Origin of the sequence: Halomonas maura, from assembly GCF_030409305.1 — a bacterium.
In the GTDB taxonomy this organism is placed as follows: Bacteria; Pseudomonadota; Gammaproteobacteria; order Pseudomonadales; family Halomonadaceae; genus Halomonas; species Halomonas maura.
The window spans coordinates 14,216-30,546 of sequence record NZ_JAUFPQ010000031.1; the positions used below are offsets into that span (position 1 = coordinate 14,216).

The 16,331-nt window shown below is 70.0% G+C and carries 12 protein-coding genes; 8 read left to right on the forward strand and 4 right to left on the reverse strand.

The window, feature by feature from the left end:
• Nucleotides 1-90: 90 nt before the first annotated feature.
• Together QWY76_RS19010 and QWY76_RS19015 are read right to left on the reverse strand one after the other, a co-directional pair.
• Complete coding sequence (locus tag QWY76_RS19010) at nucleotides 91-1,392, reverse strand: SGNH/GDSL hydrolase family protein (protein ID WP_290313098.1); 1,302 nt, start codon at nucleotides 1,390-1,392, stop codon at nucleotides 91-93.
• A gap of 29 nt (nucleotides 1,393-1,421) precedes the next feature.
• The gene (locus QWY76_RS19015) at nucleotides 1,422-2,642 is read right to left on the reverse strand and encodes an MFS transporter (RefSeq protein ID WP_290313099.1); all 1,221 of its coding nucleotides are present in this window, start codon (nucleotides 2,640-2,642) and stop codon (nucleotides 1,422-1,424) included.
• Between the two features lie 174 nt (nucleotides 2,643-2,816).
• Here QWY76_RS19015 and QWY76_RS19020 point away from each other — a divergent pair, with 174 nt between their 5' ends.
• A complete protein-coding gene (locus QWY76_RS19020; protein ID WP_290313100.1) occupies nucleotides 2,817-3,779 on the forward strand; it encodes a LysR family transcriptional regulator in 963 nt (320 codons plus the stop codon).
• A gap of 239 nt (nucleotides 3,780-4,018) precedes the next feature.
• On the opposite strand, the gene QWY76_RS19025 is transcribed toward QWY76_RS19020, so the two are convergent.
• The gene (locus QWY76_RS19025; RefSeq protein ID WP_290313101.1) at nucleotides 4,019-5,518 is read right to left on the reverse strand and encodes a CoA-acylating methylmalonate-semialdehyde dehydrogenase; all 1,500 of its coding nucleotides are present in this window, start codon (nucleotides 5,516-5,518) and stop codon (nucleotides 4,019-4,021) included.
• Between the two features lie 175 nt (nucleotides 5,519-5,693).
• Between QWY76_RS19025 and QWY76_RS19030 the strand changes: the two genes are divergently transcribed.
• The 7 genes from QWY76_RS19030 (at nucleotide 5,694) to QWY76_RS19060 (ending at nucleotide 14,713) form a co-directional block, all read left to right on the forward strand.
• Nucleotides 5,694-6,647: a LysR family transcriptional regulator gene (locus tag QWY76_RS19030; protein ID WP_290313102.1), complete on the forward strand. Its 954-nt coding sequence runs from the start codon at nucleotides 5,694-5,696 to the stop codon at nucleotides 6,645-6,647.
• Nucleotides 6,648-6,943: 296 nt separating this feature from the next.
• Complete coding sequence (gene katG, locus QWY76_RS19035; protein WP_290313103.1) at nucleotides 6,944-9,118, forward strand: catalase/peroxidase HPI; 2,175 nt, start codon at nucleotides 6,944-6,946, stop codon at nucleotides 9,116-9,118.
• A gap of 298 nt (nucleotides 9,119-9,416) precedes the next feature.
• Nucleotides 9,417-10,943 (forward strand): ABC transporter substrate-binding protein, encoded by a 1,527-nt coding sequence (locus tag QWY76_RS19040; RefSeq protein WP_290313105.1) that lies wholly within the window; start codon nucleotides 9,417-9,419, stop codon nucleotides 10,941-10,943.
• On the forward strand, nucleotides 10,940-11,884 hold the full coding sequence (locus QWY76_RS19045) for an ABC transporter permease (protein ID WP_353960416.1): 945 nt from the start codon (nucleotides 10,940-10,942) through the stop codon (nucleotides 11,882-11,884). The genes QWY76_RS19040 and QWY76_RS19045 overlap by 4 nt, the downstream gene beginning before the upstream one ends.
• Complete coding sequence (locus QWY76_RS19050) at nucleotides 11,881-12,702, forward strand: ABC transporter permease (protein ID WP_290313106.1); 822 nt, start codon at nucleotides 11,881-11,883, stop codon at nucleotides 12,700-12,702. The genes QWY76_RS19045 and QWY76_RS19050 overlap by 4 nt, the downstream gene beginning before the upstream one ends.
• Entirely contained in the window at nucleotides 12,699-14,153 is a 1,455-nt protein-coding gene (locus tag QWY76_RS19055) for an ABC transporter ATP-binding protein (RefSeq protein ID WP_290313108.1), read from the forward strand. The genes QWY76_RS19050 and QWY76_RS19055 overlap by 4 nt, the downstream gene beginning before the upstream one ends.
• A 227-nt stretch (nucleotides 14,154-14,380) precedes the next feature.
• A complete protein-coding gene (locus tag QWY76_RS19060; protein WP_290313109.1) occupies nucleotides 14,381-14,713 on the forward strand; it encodes a cupin domain-containing protein in 333 nt (110 codons plus the stop codon).
• Between the two features lie 81 nt (nucleotides 14,714-14,794).
• On the opposite strand, the gene QWY76_RS19065 is transcribed toward QWY76_RS19060, so the two are convergent.
• Nucleotides 14,795-16,288, reverse strand: a complete 1,494-nt coding sequence (locus QWY76_RS19065; RefSeq protein ID WP_290313110.1) for a protein adenylyltransferase SelO — start codon at nucleotides 16,286-16,288, stop codon at nucleotides 14,795-14,797.
• Nucleotides 16,289-16,331: the final 43 nt, after the last annotated feature.

Genomic DNA, 16,331 nt, shown 5'->3' on the forward strand with positions numbered 1-16,331 from the left:
CCCGTCCGGCGTGGCACAGGAGTCATTTCGGTCCAGAGATGGGCGTTCACGCACGGCGGGCACTTGTCCCTGCCCCGCCATCGGACGGGATCATCGTTGCTGAGCGTCGAGCCGGGCGTCGATAGCGATGGCGTCGGCCATGGCTTCATAGCCCCGGTCACTGGGATGGAGATGGTCCCCCGAGTCGAAAGCGGGGAGCATGCGCGTCGGTCGAGCGGGATCCCGGAGCACGGCATCGAAGTCGATGACGGCATCGAACTCGCCACTGTTGCGAATCCACTCATTGACCCGCTGGCGAAGCCGCTCCTTGTCCGCACTGTAATAGTCCCCCATCGGTGTCCCCTCCAGGGCGCCCGCGAAGGGCGTCAGGGTCGCGCCTATGATGCGGACACCACGGACATGCGCCCGTGCGATCAGTTGCCGGTAGGCGGCGATCAGGTCATCCACGCTCGGCAAGGCAGCATCACCGGGCTGCAGGGGGGTCCGCGGCCAGCCGATGTCGTTGATGCCCATCAACAGGATCACATCGGTGACCCCGGGCTGGCCCAGCACGTCCCGCCCGAAACGCGCCAGGGCATTCTCCCCCATCTGGCTGCGCAACAGGCGAGCGCCGGAGATCCCCGCATTGAGCACGGCGACATTGTCGGCGGCCAGACGCCGAGCGAGAAAGTCCGGCCAGCGATGGTTGGCGTCCGGCGTGGAGGCATTGCCGTCGGTGATCGAGTCGCCGAAGGCCACCAGGACGCGGCTGTCGTCGCCTGTCTCGACCAGAACGCCGCTCAGCAGCACACGGATGTCGTGGGTCATCTCCGTGTCCAGTGTCGTGGCCGCGACCTGATTGCCCGCGCCGACATAGGCGGTCTGCCGGCCATCCCAGTGGAAGGTGGCGGGCGGTGTCGGCTCGGGCAGGTACAGGCTGATGGCGACCTCGTCCAGTGCGGCAACGGCGAGGTCCACCGGGTCGCTGAGCACCTGGGCCCCCGGGGGAATCGCGATCCGGCGTTGGCCGGAGAAGGTGAGAGCTGCCGCCGACTCCGCCTCGATGGCCGAGTCGACACCGGCAGTGGCCAGATGCGCGTCGCCGATGACCACCGGCCGGTTACCGTAGGCATTGGACAGGACCACACGGACTCGCTCGCCACCGATACTCAGACGCGCCACCTGACGGATGGTCTGATCCCAGAGCTGGAAGGGGGTATGCGTCGGTAGCGGGAAGTCCCCTTCCCAGCGCGGCTGCGGGCTCGCGCTCCAGCTGGCGAGCCATTGGTCATCGCCGCCGCTGCCGGCCTTGGCCATCGACATGGTGAGCAATGTCGACATGGCGAGTGCGGCGAGGCGCCAAGTCACCGATCGATGGAAGGGGCGCCGCCCCGGGTGGGTGTTATCAGGCATGATGCGGGTCTCCCTGCAAGTATCCGGACTCAGCACTCGGACGGGTGAGCGACGGTAGCGAGCGCTGTGGTGGTGGGCGCGTGCCGGCGTGCCAGGCGCAGGCCCAGCAGTGCCGTGAGCGTGGCGGCCAAGGGCACCAGGGCCGCGATCCAGGGCAGGTCGCCCAACCGCAGGCCATGCTCGAGCGCAAGGCCGCCCAGCCAGGCACCCATGGCGTTACCCAGGTTGAAGGCGCCGATGTTGAAGCTGGCCGCCAGGCTCTGGCCAGCGCCCTCGGCCCTCGCCAGCACCCACATCTGCAAGGGGGGCACGGTAGCGAAAGCGGCAGCGCCGAACAGGCCGATGAAGACGATGGCGAGGATGCGGTCGTGAATGGCGAAGGCCATCAGTCCCAACACGGCGGCGAGCAACAGCAGGCTACCCAGCAACGCTCGCGTCAGGTGCCGGTCGGCAAGGCGACCACCGACCAGGTTGCCAACCACCAGGCCGCCACCGAAGACCAGCAGGATGGGCGACACCGCGGTCTCGGCGAAGCCACTGACCCGGGTCAGGAGGGGGGCAATATAGGTGAAGACGGTGAAGGTGCCACCGAAGCCGAGCACCGTGGTCAAGAGCCCGATCAGCACCGGGCCACGCGCCAGTACACGCAGGTCGCGGCGCCAGTCGCTGGCCTCGGGCGGCGCCGAATCGCGCGGAACATAGCGGCCCAGGATGACCAGTGCCAGTACGCCGACGAGCGTCACCGCCCAGAAGGTGGCGCGCCACCCCATCGCCTGACCGAGCCAGGTGCCGAATGGTACACCGAGGATGTTGGCCACGGTCAGGCCGGTGAACATGATGGCGATGGCCGAGGCCTTCCTGTCGGGCACGACCAGGCCGGTGGCGACGATCGAGCCGACGCCGAAGAAGGTACCATGGGCGAAGGCGGTGATGATGCGTGCCACCATCAGGGATTCATAGGTCGGCGCCAGGGCGCAGGCGGCGTTGCCGAGGGTGAAGATCACCATCAGGGCGAGCAGCGCCGTCTTGCGTGGCCAGCGCCCGGTCAGCACCGTCATGAGCGGTGCGCCGACGACCACGCCCAGCGCATAGCCCGAGATCAGCAGCCCGGCCGTCGGGATCGTGACGCCGAGGTCCAGGCTCAGCTCGAGCAGAATGCCCATGATGACGAACTCGGTGACGCCGATGCCGAAGGCGCCGGCGGTCAGGGCATACAGGCCGGCCGGTATCGAAGTGAAGGATCCTTTCATGGCTTCGCCTCGCTTGGCTCGTGAGCCCTGGCCAGTGGGAGGTGCGCGCCGGTGTCGATGCTTGCGGTCATTGGAAGGCTCCTGTTCCCGTACCTGAATGGCCGCATTGTGGCGTCTGGCAACGCCATGGATAATGCCCTTATGCTGTAAATCTCTTTCAATGAAAATTTGAAAATGACCAGCCTCAACGACCTGCATGTCTTTGTCGAAGCCGCGCGTCTCGGCTCCCTGAGCGCCGCGGCGCGTCGTCTCGGGCGCACACCGGCGGCGGCCAGCGCCAGTCTGAAACGGCTGGAGGCGGAGCTGGGCATCCGCCTGGTCGAACGCAATACCCGCACCCTGCGCCTGACGCCGGAAGGCATGTTGTATCGTGACCAGGTGGAGCCCGGTCTGGCGCTGCTGGACGAGGCGCGACATGCCATCCACGGTGAGTGCGACGATGTCGGCGGAGAAATCCGCCTGACCGCCCCCATCGACTTCGCGCGGCAGGTGCTGCGCCCGGTGCTCAATGACTTTCAGCGCCAGCATCCACAGGTTCGGTTCACCCTGCTGGCCGGCGACGAGGTGCGTGACCTGGTCTCGGAGCCGCTGGACCTGGCGATCCGCTTTGGCGAGCTCCCCGATTCGGCCCTGGTCGCCCGCAAGCTGCTCGACAACCGTCGCGTGGTGGTGGGAACGCCGGACTATTTCGAACGGCACGGTCGGCCCCGGCGCCCGGAGGACCTGCTGACCCACAACTGCCTGATTTACATGAGTGGTGGCATGGCCTATCGACGCTGGCCCTTCCAGCGGGGCCGGCAGACCGTGGTGGTAGAGGTCCATGGCGACCGCATCAGCAACGACGGCAGCCTGGTGCGCGAATGGGCCCTGGATGGCGCCGGTCTTGCCTTCAAGAGCGAGCTCGATGTCCGTGCCGACCTGGCTGCGGGGCGCCTCGCGGAGGCCTGCAAGGAATGGCGGGGCCTGTCCCTGCCATTGCATGTGGTGTTTCCGGGCGGCGGCCCGCGACCGGTGCGGGTGCGACGCTTCGTCGAATTCCTGCGCGCCCGGTTGCAGCAGGGGGAGGCGGCTAGCCGCTGTCTGCCAGGCCCCTCACCCGGCCAACGCCAGGCCGAGTCGGGCCCCGGTCCTGGCTGACCGGCAACGGGGCGCAGTCGCGCTTCCGGCAACGTCCATCATCACCGCCAGGGGCTCGCCCAGGGCCATCGGGTCCTCCCGATGGCGGCACACTCGCCTGTGCCGCCCTGGAGGGCGCACTTCACCGCTGGCCAGCGGCTGGGGGCCTGCCGTGAACCACCCGGTGCGTCCATGCCCCGTGCCCCGTAAAACGGCCCCGCCTCTGTCGAGACGGGGCCGTCTTCGTCGCGCGCCAGGGATCAGTGCAGCGAGATGGTGCTGTTGATGCCGCTGGAGACGTTCTCCGGCTCGAACCAGCGCGCGGTGACGGTCTTGGTCTGGGTCCAGAAGGCGATCGCCTGCTTGCCGTTGGGCCCCAGGTCGCCGAGCTTGGAGCCGCGCGAGCCGGTGAAGCTGAAGTAGGCCACCGGCACCGGGATCGGCACGTTGATGCCCACCTGGCCGACGTCGATGTCGGTCTCGAAGCGGCGCGCCACCCAGCCGGAGTTGGTGAAGATGGCGGTGCCGTTGCCGTTGGGGTTGGCGTTGATCAACTCGATGGCCTCGTCCAGGGTCTCGACGCTGACCACGCAGAGCACCGGGCCGAAGATCTCCTCCCGGTAGATGGTCATCTCGGCGCTGACGTCGGCGAACACGGTGGGCCCGACGAAGTTGCCGTGGGGATAGCCCTCCACCTCGCAGCCGCGGCCATCGACCAGCAGGCTGGCACCCTCCTGCTCGCCGGCATCGATCAGGCGGATGACGCGATCACGGGCCGCCGGGGAGACCAGCGGGCCCAGGTCGGCATCCTTCTGGATACCGGGTCCCACCTTCATCTTGCGGGCGCCGTCGACGATGTCGTCGAGCCAGGCCCGGGCCTCACCCACCAGCACCACCACCGAGTTGGCCATGCAGCGCTGGCCGGCGGCGCCGAAGGCCGAGCCCAGCAGGTTGTTGATCGCCTGGCTGCGGTTGGCGTCGGGCATGATCACGCAGTGGTTCTTGGCGCCCATCATCGACTGCATGCGCTTGCCGGCCTCGCTGGCGCGACGGTAGAGCTGGGTGCCCACATGGGTGGAACCGATGAAGGACAGCGCCTTGATGTCCGGGTGGTCGGCGATCTGGTTGGCCACGTCGGGGCCGCCGTGCACCACGTTGAGCACGCCGGCCGGCACGCCGGCCTCATGGGCCAGTTCCACCAGGCGCATGGTCGAGCTCGGGTCCTGCTCGGAGGGCTTGAGCACGAAGGTGTTGCCGGTGGCGATGGCCAGCGGGAACATGAAGCAGGGCAGCATGATCGGGAAGTTGAAGGCGGTGATGCCGGCGCCCACGCCCAGCGGCTGGTTGAGGGTGTAGACGTCCACCTCGCTGGCGGCGTTCTCGGCCAGCTCGCCGAGCTGCAGCGAGGTGATCGAGCAGGCATGCTCCACCACCTCCAGGCCCCGGCCCACCTCGCCGGCGGCGTCCGGCAGGGTCTTGCCGTGTTCCTCGGTGATCAGTGCGGCCAGCTCCTCGGTGTGCTCGCGGATCAGCGCCTGCAGCTTGAGCATGATGCGCATGCGCTTGGCCAGCGGGACCTTGCGCCAGGTCGTGAAGGCCGCCTGGGCGCTGGCCACGGCCCGGTCGACTTCTTCGGCGCTGCAGAACGGCACCCGGGCGACCACTTCCTGGGTGGCCGGGTTGACCACGTCACGCCACTCCTGGCTCTGGGACGGGACCGCCTGACCATCGATGTAGAGGGGAATCTCGCGAACGGACATGGGCATGCTCCTGAAGAGGATGTGGTTGTAGGATCGCCGTGCTCGACGTTATGTGCATACCGGCACGAAACCTGATGCTTTCGAGTCTATACAGTCGGTGGATGACACGACAACGGGCACTCAGGCACATTGTTTGTGCATGTATACACAACCGATGCGACGGCGAGGGGAAGCGATGCTCGACTGGCAGGATATCCAGATCTTTCTCGAGGTGGCCCGCAGCGAGCGCCTCACCGACGCCGCACGACGGCTGGGGGTCGACCACTCCACCCTGTCGCGGCGCACCCGGCGCTTCGAGCAGGCGCTGAATACCCAGCTCTTCGAGCGTAGCACCCACGGCTACCAGCTCACCGAGGCCGGCCAGCGGCTGCTCGCCCATGCCGAGGAGATGGCCCGCCATGCCTTCGAGGCCGGCGAGAGCCTCGCCGACCAGGACCACCAGATCGGTGGCCAGATCCGCCTGGGGGTCACCGAGGGCTTCGGCACCTGGGTCATCGCGCCGCTGCTCTCGGCCTTCTGTGCCCGTCATCCCGGCGTCACCCTGGACCTGCTGGCCCTGCCCCGGGTGGTCAACCTGAGCCGCCACGAGGCGGATCTCGCCATCACCATCGAGCGCCCGGTCAGCCCGGGCCTGGTGATCTCGCGGCTCTGCGACTACCGGCTGCGCCTCTACGCCAGCCGCGACTACCTGGACCGGCACGGCACGCCACGCCGGCTCGCCGAGCTCGGCCGGCATCGGCTGATCGGCTATGTGGACGACCTGATCTTCAGCGAGCAGCTCAGCTACCTGGACCCGCTGCTGGACCCGGCGGTGGTGGGCCAGCCCGGCCCGCACTTCGCCATGCGCAGCACCAGCGTGACCACCCAGCATGCCGCCGCCCTCGCCGGCGCCGGTCTGGCGGTGCTGCCCAGCTTCATGGCGAGCACCTCGGAGGCCTTGATCAACGTTCTGGAAGACGAGGTGGAGGTGGTGCGCCAGTTCTGGATCACCGCCCGCCAGGAGCAGCGACGCCTGGCCCGGGTGCGGCTGCTGTGGGATTTCCTGCGCGAGGCGCTGGAGGCCAACCGCGACTTCCTGATGGGCGAGTCACGCCAGCTGGTGATCCCCGAGGCCGGCCCCCGGGCCTGACCGACGGCCCGCCCTCTCGACCGCGGCCCGCACCGGCCATGCCGCTCTTCCGCCTACGGACAGCGACGCCTGGTGTATGCACGATTGATGATAAAGATTGGCTATCGAGGCCTTCGACAAAGAAAAATGGAAGCCGTGGGGCCCGGCACTAAGCTTGGGGGAGAGGGATGAGTGACGCCCCCTATCACTGACGCCGTGAGCCCCCGGGTTCGGTCAGTGCATCGCCCTGGCAGGGAGCCTTGCGCTGTTGCTGGGGGATCCGCACCACCCGACATCGTGACGACTGGAGAGTAGAGATGGGCAACGAACAACACAGCACCGCCGGCAAGTGTCCAGTGATGCACGGAGGCCAGACCGCCAGCGGTCACTCCAACACCGACTGGTGGCCGGAATCGCTGAACCTGGACATCCTTCATCAGCACGACCGCAAGACCGATCCGATGGGCGAGGACTTCGACTATCGCGAGGAGGTCAAGAAGCTCGACTTCGACGCGCTCAAGAAGGACATGCACGCCCTGATGACCGAGAGCCAGGCGTGGTGGCCGGCCGACTGGGGCCACTACGGCGGCCTGATGATCCGCATGGCCTGGCACGCTGCCGGCACCTATCGCATCGCCGACGGACGTGGCGGCGGCGGAACCGGCAACCAGCGCTTCGCTCCCATCAATTCCTGGCCGGACAACGGCAACCTCGACAAGGCGCGGCGCCTGCTGTGGCCGATCAAGAAGAAGTACGGCAACAAGCTCAGCTGGGCCGACCTGTTCATCCTGGCCGGCAACGTGGCCTACGAGTCCATGGGCTTCAAGACCTTCGGCTTCTCCTTCGGCCGCGAGGACATCTGGCATCCCGAGAAGGACATCTACTGGGGCGCCGAGAAGGAGTGGCTGGCCCCCTCCGACACTCGCTACGGCGACGTCGACCAGCCCGACACCATGGAAAACCCGCTGGCCGCGGTGCAGATGGGCCTGATCTACGTCAACCCGGAAGGCGTGAACGGCCAGCCCGACCCGCTCAAGAGCGCCGAGCAGGTCCGCGAGACCTTCGCGCGCATGGCCATGAACGACGAGGAAACCGCCGCCCTGACCGCCGGCGGCCACACGGTCGGCAAGACCCACGGCAACGGCGACGCCGAGGCCCTGGGGCCGGAGCCGGAAGGCGCCGACGTCGAGGCGCAAGGCTTCGGCTGGCTCAACCCCCACATGCAGGGCAAGGCCGCCAACGCCGTCACCTCCGGCCTGGAAGGGGCCTGGACCCAGAATCCCACCCAGTTCGACATGGGCTACTTCGACATGCTGTTCGGCCATGAGTGGGAGCTCAGGAAGAGCCCCGCCGGCGCCAACCAGTGGGAGCCCGTCGACATCCGGGAGGAGGACAAGCCGGTCGACCCCAGCGACCCGTCCATTCGCCATAACCCGATGATGACCGATGCGGACATGGCGATGAAGATGGACCCGTCGTACCGGGCCTACTGCGAGAAGTTCATGAAGGATCCGGACTACTTCAAGGACTGCTTCGCCCGCGCCTGGTTCAAGCTGACCCACCGCGACATGGGGCCGAAGTCGCGCTATATCGGCCCGGAAGTGCCGGACGAGGACCTGATCTGGCAGGACCCGGTGCCGGCCGGCAACACCGACTACTCGGTCGAGGCGGCCAAGCAGCGCATCGCCGAGAGCGGGCTCTCCGTCGCCGAGCTGGTCGCCACCGCCTGGGACAGCGCCCGCACCTTCCGCGGCTCCGACATGCGCGGCGGCGCCAACGGCGCGCATATCCGCCTGGCCCCGCAGAAGGACTGGCAGGGCAACGAGCCCGAGCGCCTGCACCGGGTGCTGAAGGTCTACGAGGGGATCGCCGCCGACACCGGCGCCAGCCTGGCTGACCTCATCGTGCTGGGCGGCAGCGTGGGCATCGAGCAGGCGGCCCGGGCCGCCGGCCACGACATCCTGGTGCCCTTCTCGCCGGGCCGCGGCGACGCCAGCGACGAGATGACCGACGCCGATTCCTTCGAACCGCTGGAACCGCTGGCCGATGGCTTCCGCAACTGGCTGAAGAAGGATTACCTGGTCAAGCCCGAGGAGCTGCTGCTCGACCGCGCCCAGCTGTTGGGCCTCACCGCCCCCGAGATGACCGTGCTGGTCGGCGGCATGCGGGCGCTGGGCACCAACCACGGCGGCAACAAGCACGGCGTGCTCACCAGCCGTGAAGGGCAGTTGACCAACGACTTCTTCGTCAACCTGACCGACATGGCCAACACCTGGAAGCCCACCGGCAGCGGTCTCTACGAGATTCGCGACCGCAAGAGCGACCAGGTGAAGTGGACCGCCACCCGCCTCGACCTGGTGTTCGGCTCCAACTCCATCCTGCGCTCCTACGCGGAGGTGTACGCCCAGGACGACAACCAGGAGAAGTTCGTGAAGGACTTCGTGACGGCCTGGACCAAGGTGATGAACGCCGACCGCTTCGATCTGGCCTGATGCCGTGCGGCGTCGCCGGCCACGGCGGCGCACCACGGTTCCCTTCGCGCCGCGCCGGCCTGCGGGTCGGCGCGGCCCCGTCATGGCCCCGGGTCTGCCCCTGGCACCGCCGCCGCGCCCTTGGCGTCTCTCACCCGCCAGGCCTCACCCGCCAGGCCTCATCCGCCGGACCAAGGTGACCCCGTGACGTCGGCAGGCCTCGAAGCGGTGTCCTCCCGGGGCTGGACTTGTTACGTTATATCATTTAAAAAGCGACTCCTTGAAATGTTATCTCATAACGAGAAAGGAGTCTCCATCCATGTCCCCCTGGCTACTCGCCGCGGCACTGACCGCCGGGCTGATCACCGGCCCCGTCCAGGCAGCGAACGTCGATGATCGCCTGGACGTCGTCGCCCCCTGGGAGATCAACAGCCCCGATCCCGCTCGCGCCGGCCATGTCTTCCTGCGCATGCAGGTCGCCGAGACCCTGGTCGACACCGACCACGACGGCCGCCTGGTTCCCGGCCTGGCCGAGCACTGGGAGACCTCGCAAGACGGCCTCGAGTGGCGCTTCACGCTGCGCGACGGGGTGCGCTTCCACGACGGCTCGCTGCTCACCGCCGACAGCGTCGTGGCGGCCCTCGAGCGTGCCGCCGCCCGCCCCGGCATGCTCGCCCAGGCGCCGATCGAGGCGATCGAGGCCGAGGGGCCCGCGGTGGTGCTGCGCCTCGCGCGCCCCTACGCCCTGCTGCCGGCCCTGCTGGCCCACAGCTCGACCCAGATCCTCGCCCCGGGCTCCTTCGATGACGATGGCCGGGCCGTCGAGGTCATCGGCACCGGCCCCTATGCCGTCACCTCCCTGCAGACGCCCCAGCGACTGAGGGTGGCGCGCTTCGACGACTACTGGGGGGAGCCGGCGAGCATCGCGGCGGCCAGCTACCTGGCCGCGCCTCGCGGCGAGACCCGCGCGCTGATGGCGCAGAGCGGCGATGCCGACATCGTCTTCACCCTCGACCCGGCCAGCCGCCTGCGCCTGGCGCGCCAGCCGAACCTGGCACTGGCCTCCACGCCGCTGCCGCGCACCGTGGTGGTGAAACTTAACGCCGCCCACCCGGCCCTGGCGGAGGCGCCGACGCGCCGCGCGCTGAGCCTGGCCGTGAACCGCCAGGGCATCGCCCGGGGCGTGATGCGCACCCCGCAGGCCGCCGCCAACCAGCTCTTCCCCCCCGCCCTGGCGGGCTGGCATCGCGACGACCTCGGTGCGCCCGAGCGCGACCTCGACACCGCCCGGACGCTGCTCGACGACCAGGGCTGGACCCTCGGCGATGACGGCATCCGCACCCGCGACGGCCGGCGCCTGGCACTGACCCTGACCACCTTCGCCGACCGCCCGGAGCTGCCGATCATCGCCACCGCCCTGCAGGACCAGTGGCGCGAACTGGGCGTCGATGTCGCGGTCAACGTCGGCAACGCCAGCGAGATTCCCGCCGGCCACCACGACGGCTCCCTGGAGATGGGCCTGATGGCGCGCAACTACGGCCTGGTACCGGATCCGCTGGCCACCCTGCGCGAGGACTTCTCCCCCGACGGTGGCGACTGGGGCGCCATGAACTGGTCCGACCCGCGGCTGACCGACCTGCTCGCCTCGCTGACCGAGACCCCGCCGGGCGAGGCGCGTCGCGAGCAGGCCGGCGCCGCCGCCGATCTGCTCAACGCGGCGCTGCCGGTCATTCCCGTGGCCTGGTACCAGCAGAGCGCGGCGGTGAATGCGCGGCTCGACGGCTTCAGCCTCGATCCCCTGGAGCGCAGCTACCGCCTCACCGACCTCAGCTGGAGCGAGACATGAGCCGCCTGACCTCGCTGTTGCTCGGCCGGCTGCTGCAGGCGGGGCTGGTGGCCTGGGGCGTCGGCACCCTGACCTTCCTGCTGACCCGGGCGCTGCCCGGCGACATGGCCTATCGCATCGCCGCCGGCCGCTACGGCTACGAGAACGTCGACCGCGACGCCGCCGAGGCCGTATCCCGGGAACTCGCCCTGGGCGGCTCGCCGCTCGGCGACTACCTGCACTGGCTGGGCGACCTGGCGCGCCTCGACCTCGGCCACTCGCTGGTCAGCGGCGAGGCGGTCTGGAGCGAGGTGCGCCACCAGCTCGGCCACTCCCTGGACCTGGCGATCGTCGCCGTGCTGCTGGCGCTGCTGATCGGCCCGCCGCTGGGCATGCTCGCCGGGCTGCGCCGCGACGGCTGGCTCGATCGCGCCAACCTGCTCGGCGCGGTGCTGCTGCGCTCGCTGCCCTCCTTCGTGATCGGGCTGCTGTTGATCATGGCCTTCTCGGTCGGCCTCGGCTGGTTCCCCGCCGCCGGTCACGGCGGCGCGAGCCACGCCTGGCTGCCGGCGCTGGCGCTGGCCCTGGGGCTCGCCGCCGTCTCGACCCGGGTGGCGCGCAACGCCATGGCCGGGGTCGCCGGTTCGCCTTTCCATGCCTTCGCCCTGACCAAGGGCCTGTCACCGTCGCGCGTCTTCTGGCGCCACGGCCTGCGCAACGCCGGTGTCCCCGTGGTGGCCTACCTCGGCGTGCAGCTGGTCTATCTCATCGAGGGTGTGGTGGTGGTGGAGTCGCTGTTCGCCTGGCCCGGCATCGGCCATGCCCTGGTGCACGCCCTGGTCGCCCGCGACGTGCCCATGGTCCAGGGCACCGCGCTGGCCATGGGGCTGCTGTTCGTGGCCCTCAACACCCTGGTCGACCTGACCTGCCTGCTCATCGATCCCCGGAGGCGCCAGGCATGATCGCGACACTTTCCCTGCTTCCCTCCCGCTGGCTGTCCCTGCCCCGCGCGCGGCGCTGGGGCGCCGGCCTGTTGCTCGCGTTGCTGGCCGTGGCCTGGCTGCTGCCGCTGGTCACGGCGCTGGACCCGGCGCGCCAGGACCTGATGAACACCCTGGCCGCCCCCAGCCTGGCCGAGCCCCTGGGTACCGACCACCTGGGGCGCAGCCAGCTCGCCCGCATGGCCGCGGCCATCCGCCTCTCCACCGGCATGGCGCTGGTGAGCGTGCTGAGCGCCGCGCTGCCCGGCGTGCTGCTGGGCGTGCTCGCCGGCTGGCGCGGCGGCTGGACGGACCGCGCCCTGGGGCTGGTCGCCGACTGCGTGCTGGCCCTGCCCGGCCTGCTGCTGGTGCTGCTGCTGGCCGCCATCGCCCCGGGTCAGTTCTGGGCGCTGTACCTCGGCATTGCCCTGGTGCTGTGGGTCGAATACTTCCGCGTGGTGCGCGCCACCACCCGTAGCCTGGCCGCCTCGCCTCAGCTCCAGGCCTCACGGCTGCTGGGCTTCGGCCCCGGCTACCTGCTGCGACGCCACCTGTGGCCGGCGCTGGCGCCGGCGATCTCGACGCTGGCCGCCTTCGGCGCCGCCAACGCCATCCTGGCGATCGCCGCCCTGGGCTTCGTCAGCATCGGCCTGAAACCGCCCACCGCGGAGCTGGGGCTGATGATGACCGACCTGCTGCCCTACTACCGCGAGGCGCCGTGGATCATCCTGCAACCCATCGCCGTGCTCTTCCTGCTGGTGCTGGGCTGCCAACTGCTGGCCGGGAGGGAGCCCCAATGACACTTCACGCCATCGACCTCGGCGTCTGGGCCGGCGACGACTGCCTGGTCGCCCCCTGCAGCTTCCGCCTGTCCGCCGGCGAGAACCTGACCCTGCTCGGCGAGACCGGCGCGGGCAAGAGCCTGCTGGCCCAGGCGATCATGGGCACCCTGCCTGCCGGCCTCGAGGCGCGCGGTGAGGTCCGCCTCGATGGCCGGCAGCTGCTCGACCTGCGACGGGGCGAACGCCGCCGGCTGTGGGGCCGCGAGCTGGTGCTGCTGCCCCAGGAGCCCTGGCATGCCCTGGACCCGCTGATGCGCGCCGGCGAGCAGGTCCGCGAGACCTACCGTTTCGTCGCCGGCGACGACGCCGGCCGGGCCCGCGAGCGCACGCGGCGGGCGCTGGCCCGGCTGGGCCTCGGCCAGGCCGCACGCCGCCTGCCGAGCGAGCTGTCCGGGGGCATGGCGCAGCGGCTGGCCTTCGCCGCCGCCACCGCGGCGGGCGGGCGGCTGGTGATCGCCGACGAGCCCACCAAGGGCCTGGACAGCGACCGCCGCGACGAGGTGGTCGCGCTGCTGCAGGAGGCCCAGCGCGACGGCGGCATGCTGCTCACCATCACCCACGATATCCAGGTCGCCCGGCGACTGGGCGGCCGGGTGATGATCCTGCGCGACGGGCGCTGTCTGGAGGAAGGCGAGGCCGCCGAGCTGCTGCGCCGGCCGCGGAGCGACTTCGGCCGCCGGTTGCTGGCCGCCGATCCGGCCGAATGGACGGCCCGCGCCACGCCGCCGCGTGCGGCCGGCGAGCCGGTGCTGCGGGCCCATGGGCTCGGCAAGACGCTGGGCGGCCGGCGGCTCTTCGAGGCGCTGTCGCTCTCGCTGTCGCCCGGCGAGGTGGTCGGCCTTGCCGGGCCCTCGGGCTGCGGCAAGAGCACCCTGGGCAACCTGCTACTCGGCCTGGGCACCCCGGATCGCGGTCGGGTGGAGCGCGCCACCGGCCTCGCGCCGCATCGCTTCCAGAAGCTCTACCAGGACCCACCGGCGGCCTTCGCGCCGCACTGGACGCTCGGCACCCTGCTCGACGACCTGCTCCGGCGCCACCGCCTGGACCGCGACCGGGTGCCGCCGCTGCTGGAACGCCTCCGGCTGTCGTCGGCGCTGCTCGCGCGCCGGCCCGGCGAGGTCTCGGGCGGCGAGCTGCAACGCTTCTCGCTGCTGCGGGTGCTGCTGCTCGACCCGGTGCTGCTGTTCGCCGACGAGCCCACCTCGCGGCTGGACCCGCTCACCCAGCGCGAGATCCTGCCGCTGATGACCGAGCTCGCCCGCGAGCGCGGCTGCGCCCTGCTGCTGGTCAGTCACGACCGTGACCTGGTGCGCCACAGCTGCGACCGCACCCTCGAGCTCGGCACGCCGCTCAACCAGGGGAGCGCCTTGACCGCCCGGGAGGAGCGGGCTATGCCAGAAAGTGGGTGACAGACGGCTGTCACCCCGGCATACCGGCCTGGCCCATGGTCCGGGCGTCCGTCGCTCGGATGGGTTCCATCTGCCCTTCGGCTGCGCTGAGGTCATGGCGCAGGCCGGTGGTCCGCACTCCCACTTCACCCGACCGCCCGCGTGGCGGCGGGGAGGTCATCATGAATCGATGCATGCCAAGCGCAGTTACTGCCGGGGCATTCGCCGTCGCTCTGGGTGGAATTCCCATGTCGGCATCCGGCGACCCGACAACCTTGCTGACGACGGAGCTGCAAGGCATTGAGGGCATGGAGGTGAACATCGTGCTGTTCGAGGAGGAGCCGGGTAAGGTCTTCGGGCGACACATCCACCCGGGAAATCTTTTCGTCTATGTGCTCGATGGCAGCCTCCGAGTAGAGATCGAAGGCCAGGAGCCCCGAGAGGCCAAGGCCGGCGAGGTGATTCATGAAGTCCCCGACAAGCCGATGGTCGCAAGCGTGACGGGTGAGGAAGGCGTCAGGTTCGTCGTCTTCCAGATCGGTCCCATCGGCGAGCCCATCATGGTCTCCCAGCCCGAGTGACATCGCGTCCGCGTGCGTCGCTCGCGAGGCGCGACGGCCGACCCTGTCGGCCGTCGTTTCGTGTCAGCGCGCGGTGATGGCTCAGGTACCGCAGAAGGTCCGCAGCACCTTCTCGCTGTCATGGGGCGGGCGGGTGTAGTCGACCTCGCCGTGCGGTGGTGCCTCGAAGGGCCGGGTGATCACCGCCAGCAGCGCCTCGAAGGGCGCGAAGTCGTCCTCCTCGGCCGCCGCGGCCAGAGCCTGCTCCACCCGGTGGTTGCGCGGTATCACCGCGGGGTTGGTGCCACGCAGCCGACGGGCGATCTGCGCCTCGTCGACGTCCTCACGGGCGAGGCGCTCCCGCCAGCGCGGCAGCCAGTCCGCCAGCGCCTCGCGGTCGTCGAACAGCTCGGCCAGGTGGGCCTCGCCCTCCGGGCCGTCGAGGGCATCGGCCAGCCGGCGAAAGGCCAGGGTGAAGTCGGCCTTGCCCGCCTGCATGGCGTCCAGCAGCTCCTGGGCCAGGGCGCCATCGCCCTCCTCCTGCACCACCAGTCCCAGCTTGGCGCGCAGCACCGCCTGCCAGCAGGCATCAAAGCGCTCGGTGAAGGCCTCGATGACCGATGTCGCCCGGGCGATGGCGCGATCGCTGTCGTCATCGATCAGCGGCAGCAGCGTCTCGGCGAAGCGCGCCAGGTTCCACTGGGCGATGACCGGCTGGTTGAGGTAGGCGTAGCGGCCGCGCTCGTCGATGGAGCTGAACACGGTGCGCGGGTCGTAGCTGTCCATGAAGGCGCAGGGGCCGTAGTCGATGGTCTCGCCGGAGATCGAGGTGTTGTCGGTGTTCATCACGCCATGGATGAAGCCGATGCCCATCCAGCGGGCCACCAGCTCGGCCTGGCGTCCCACCATGGCCTCGAGCAGCGCCAGGTAGCGCTCGCCCGCCGGCCCGTCGGCCAGCTCTCCCGGCAGGTCGGGATAGTGGCGGTCGATCGCCTCGTCGGCGAGCAGTTGCACCGCCTCGGTGTCGCGCCGCGCCGCGAAGTACTGGAAGGTGCCCACCCGCAGGTGGCTGGCGGCGACCCGGGTCAGCACCGCTCCGGGCTCGGGGATGCGCCGGAAGACCCGTTCGCCGGTGGTCACGGCGGCCAGCGCCCGGGTGGTGGGAAGGCCCAGGGCGTGCATGGCCTCGCTGACCAGGTACTCGCGCAGCACCGGTCCCAGGGGGGCGCGACCGTCGCCGCCCCGGGAGAAGGGGGTGCGGCCCGCGCCCTTGAGCTGCAGGTCCCGCAGGCGTCCGCGACGGTCGACCACCTCGCCCAGCAGCAGCGCCCGACCGTCGCCGAGCTGGGGCACGAAGTTGCCGAACTGGTGGCCGGCGTAGGCCATGGCCAGTGGCTCGGCCCCCTCGGGGACGGCATTGCCGGCGAACACCTCGGCGGCGCGCTGGGCGTCGAAGGCCGCGAGGTCGAAGCCGAGCTCGTCGGCCAGCTCGCGGTTGAAGGCCACCAGGCGAGGCTCGGCCACCGGCGTCGGCAGGCAATCGGCGCGCAGCCGCGCCGGCAGCCGGGCATAGCGAAGGGAGAAACTCGGGAACATGACGCCTCCTCGGTTGAGCGCTCGCCTACCCTACAGGGACAGG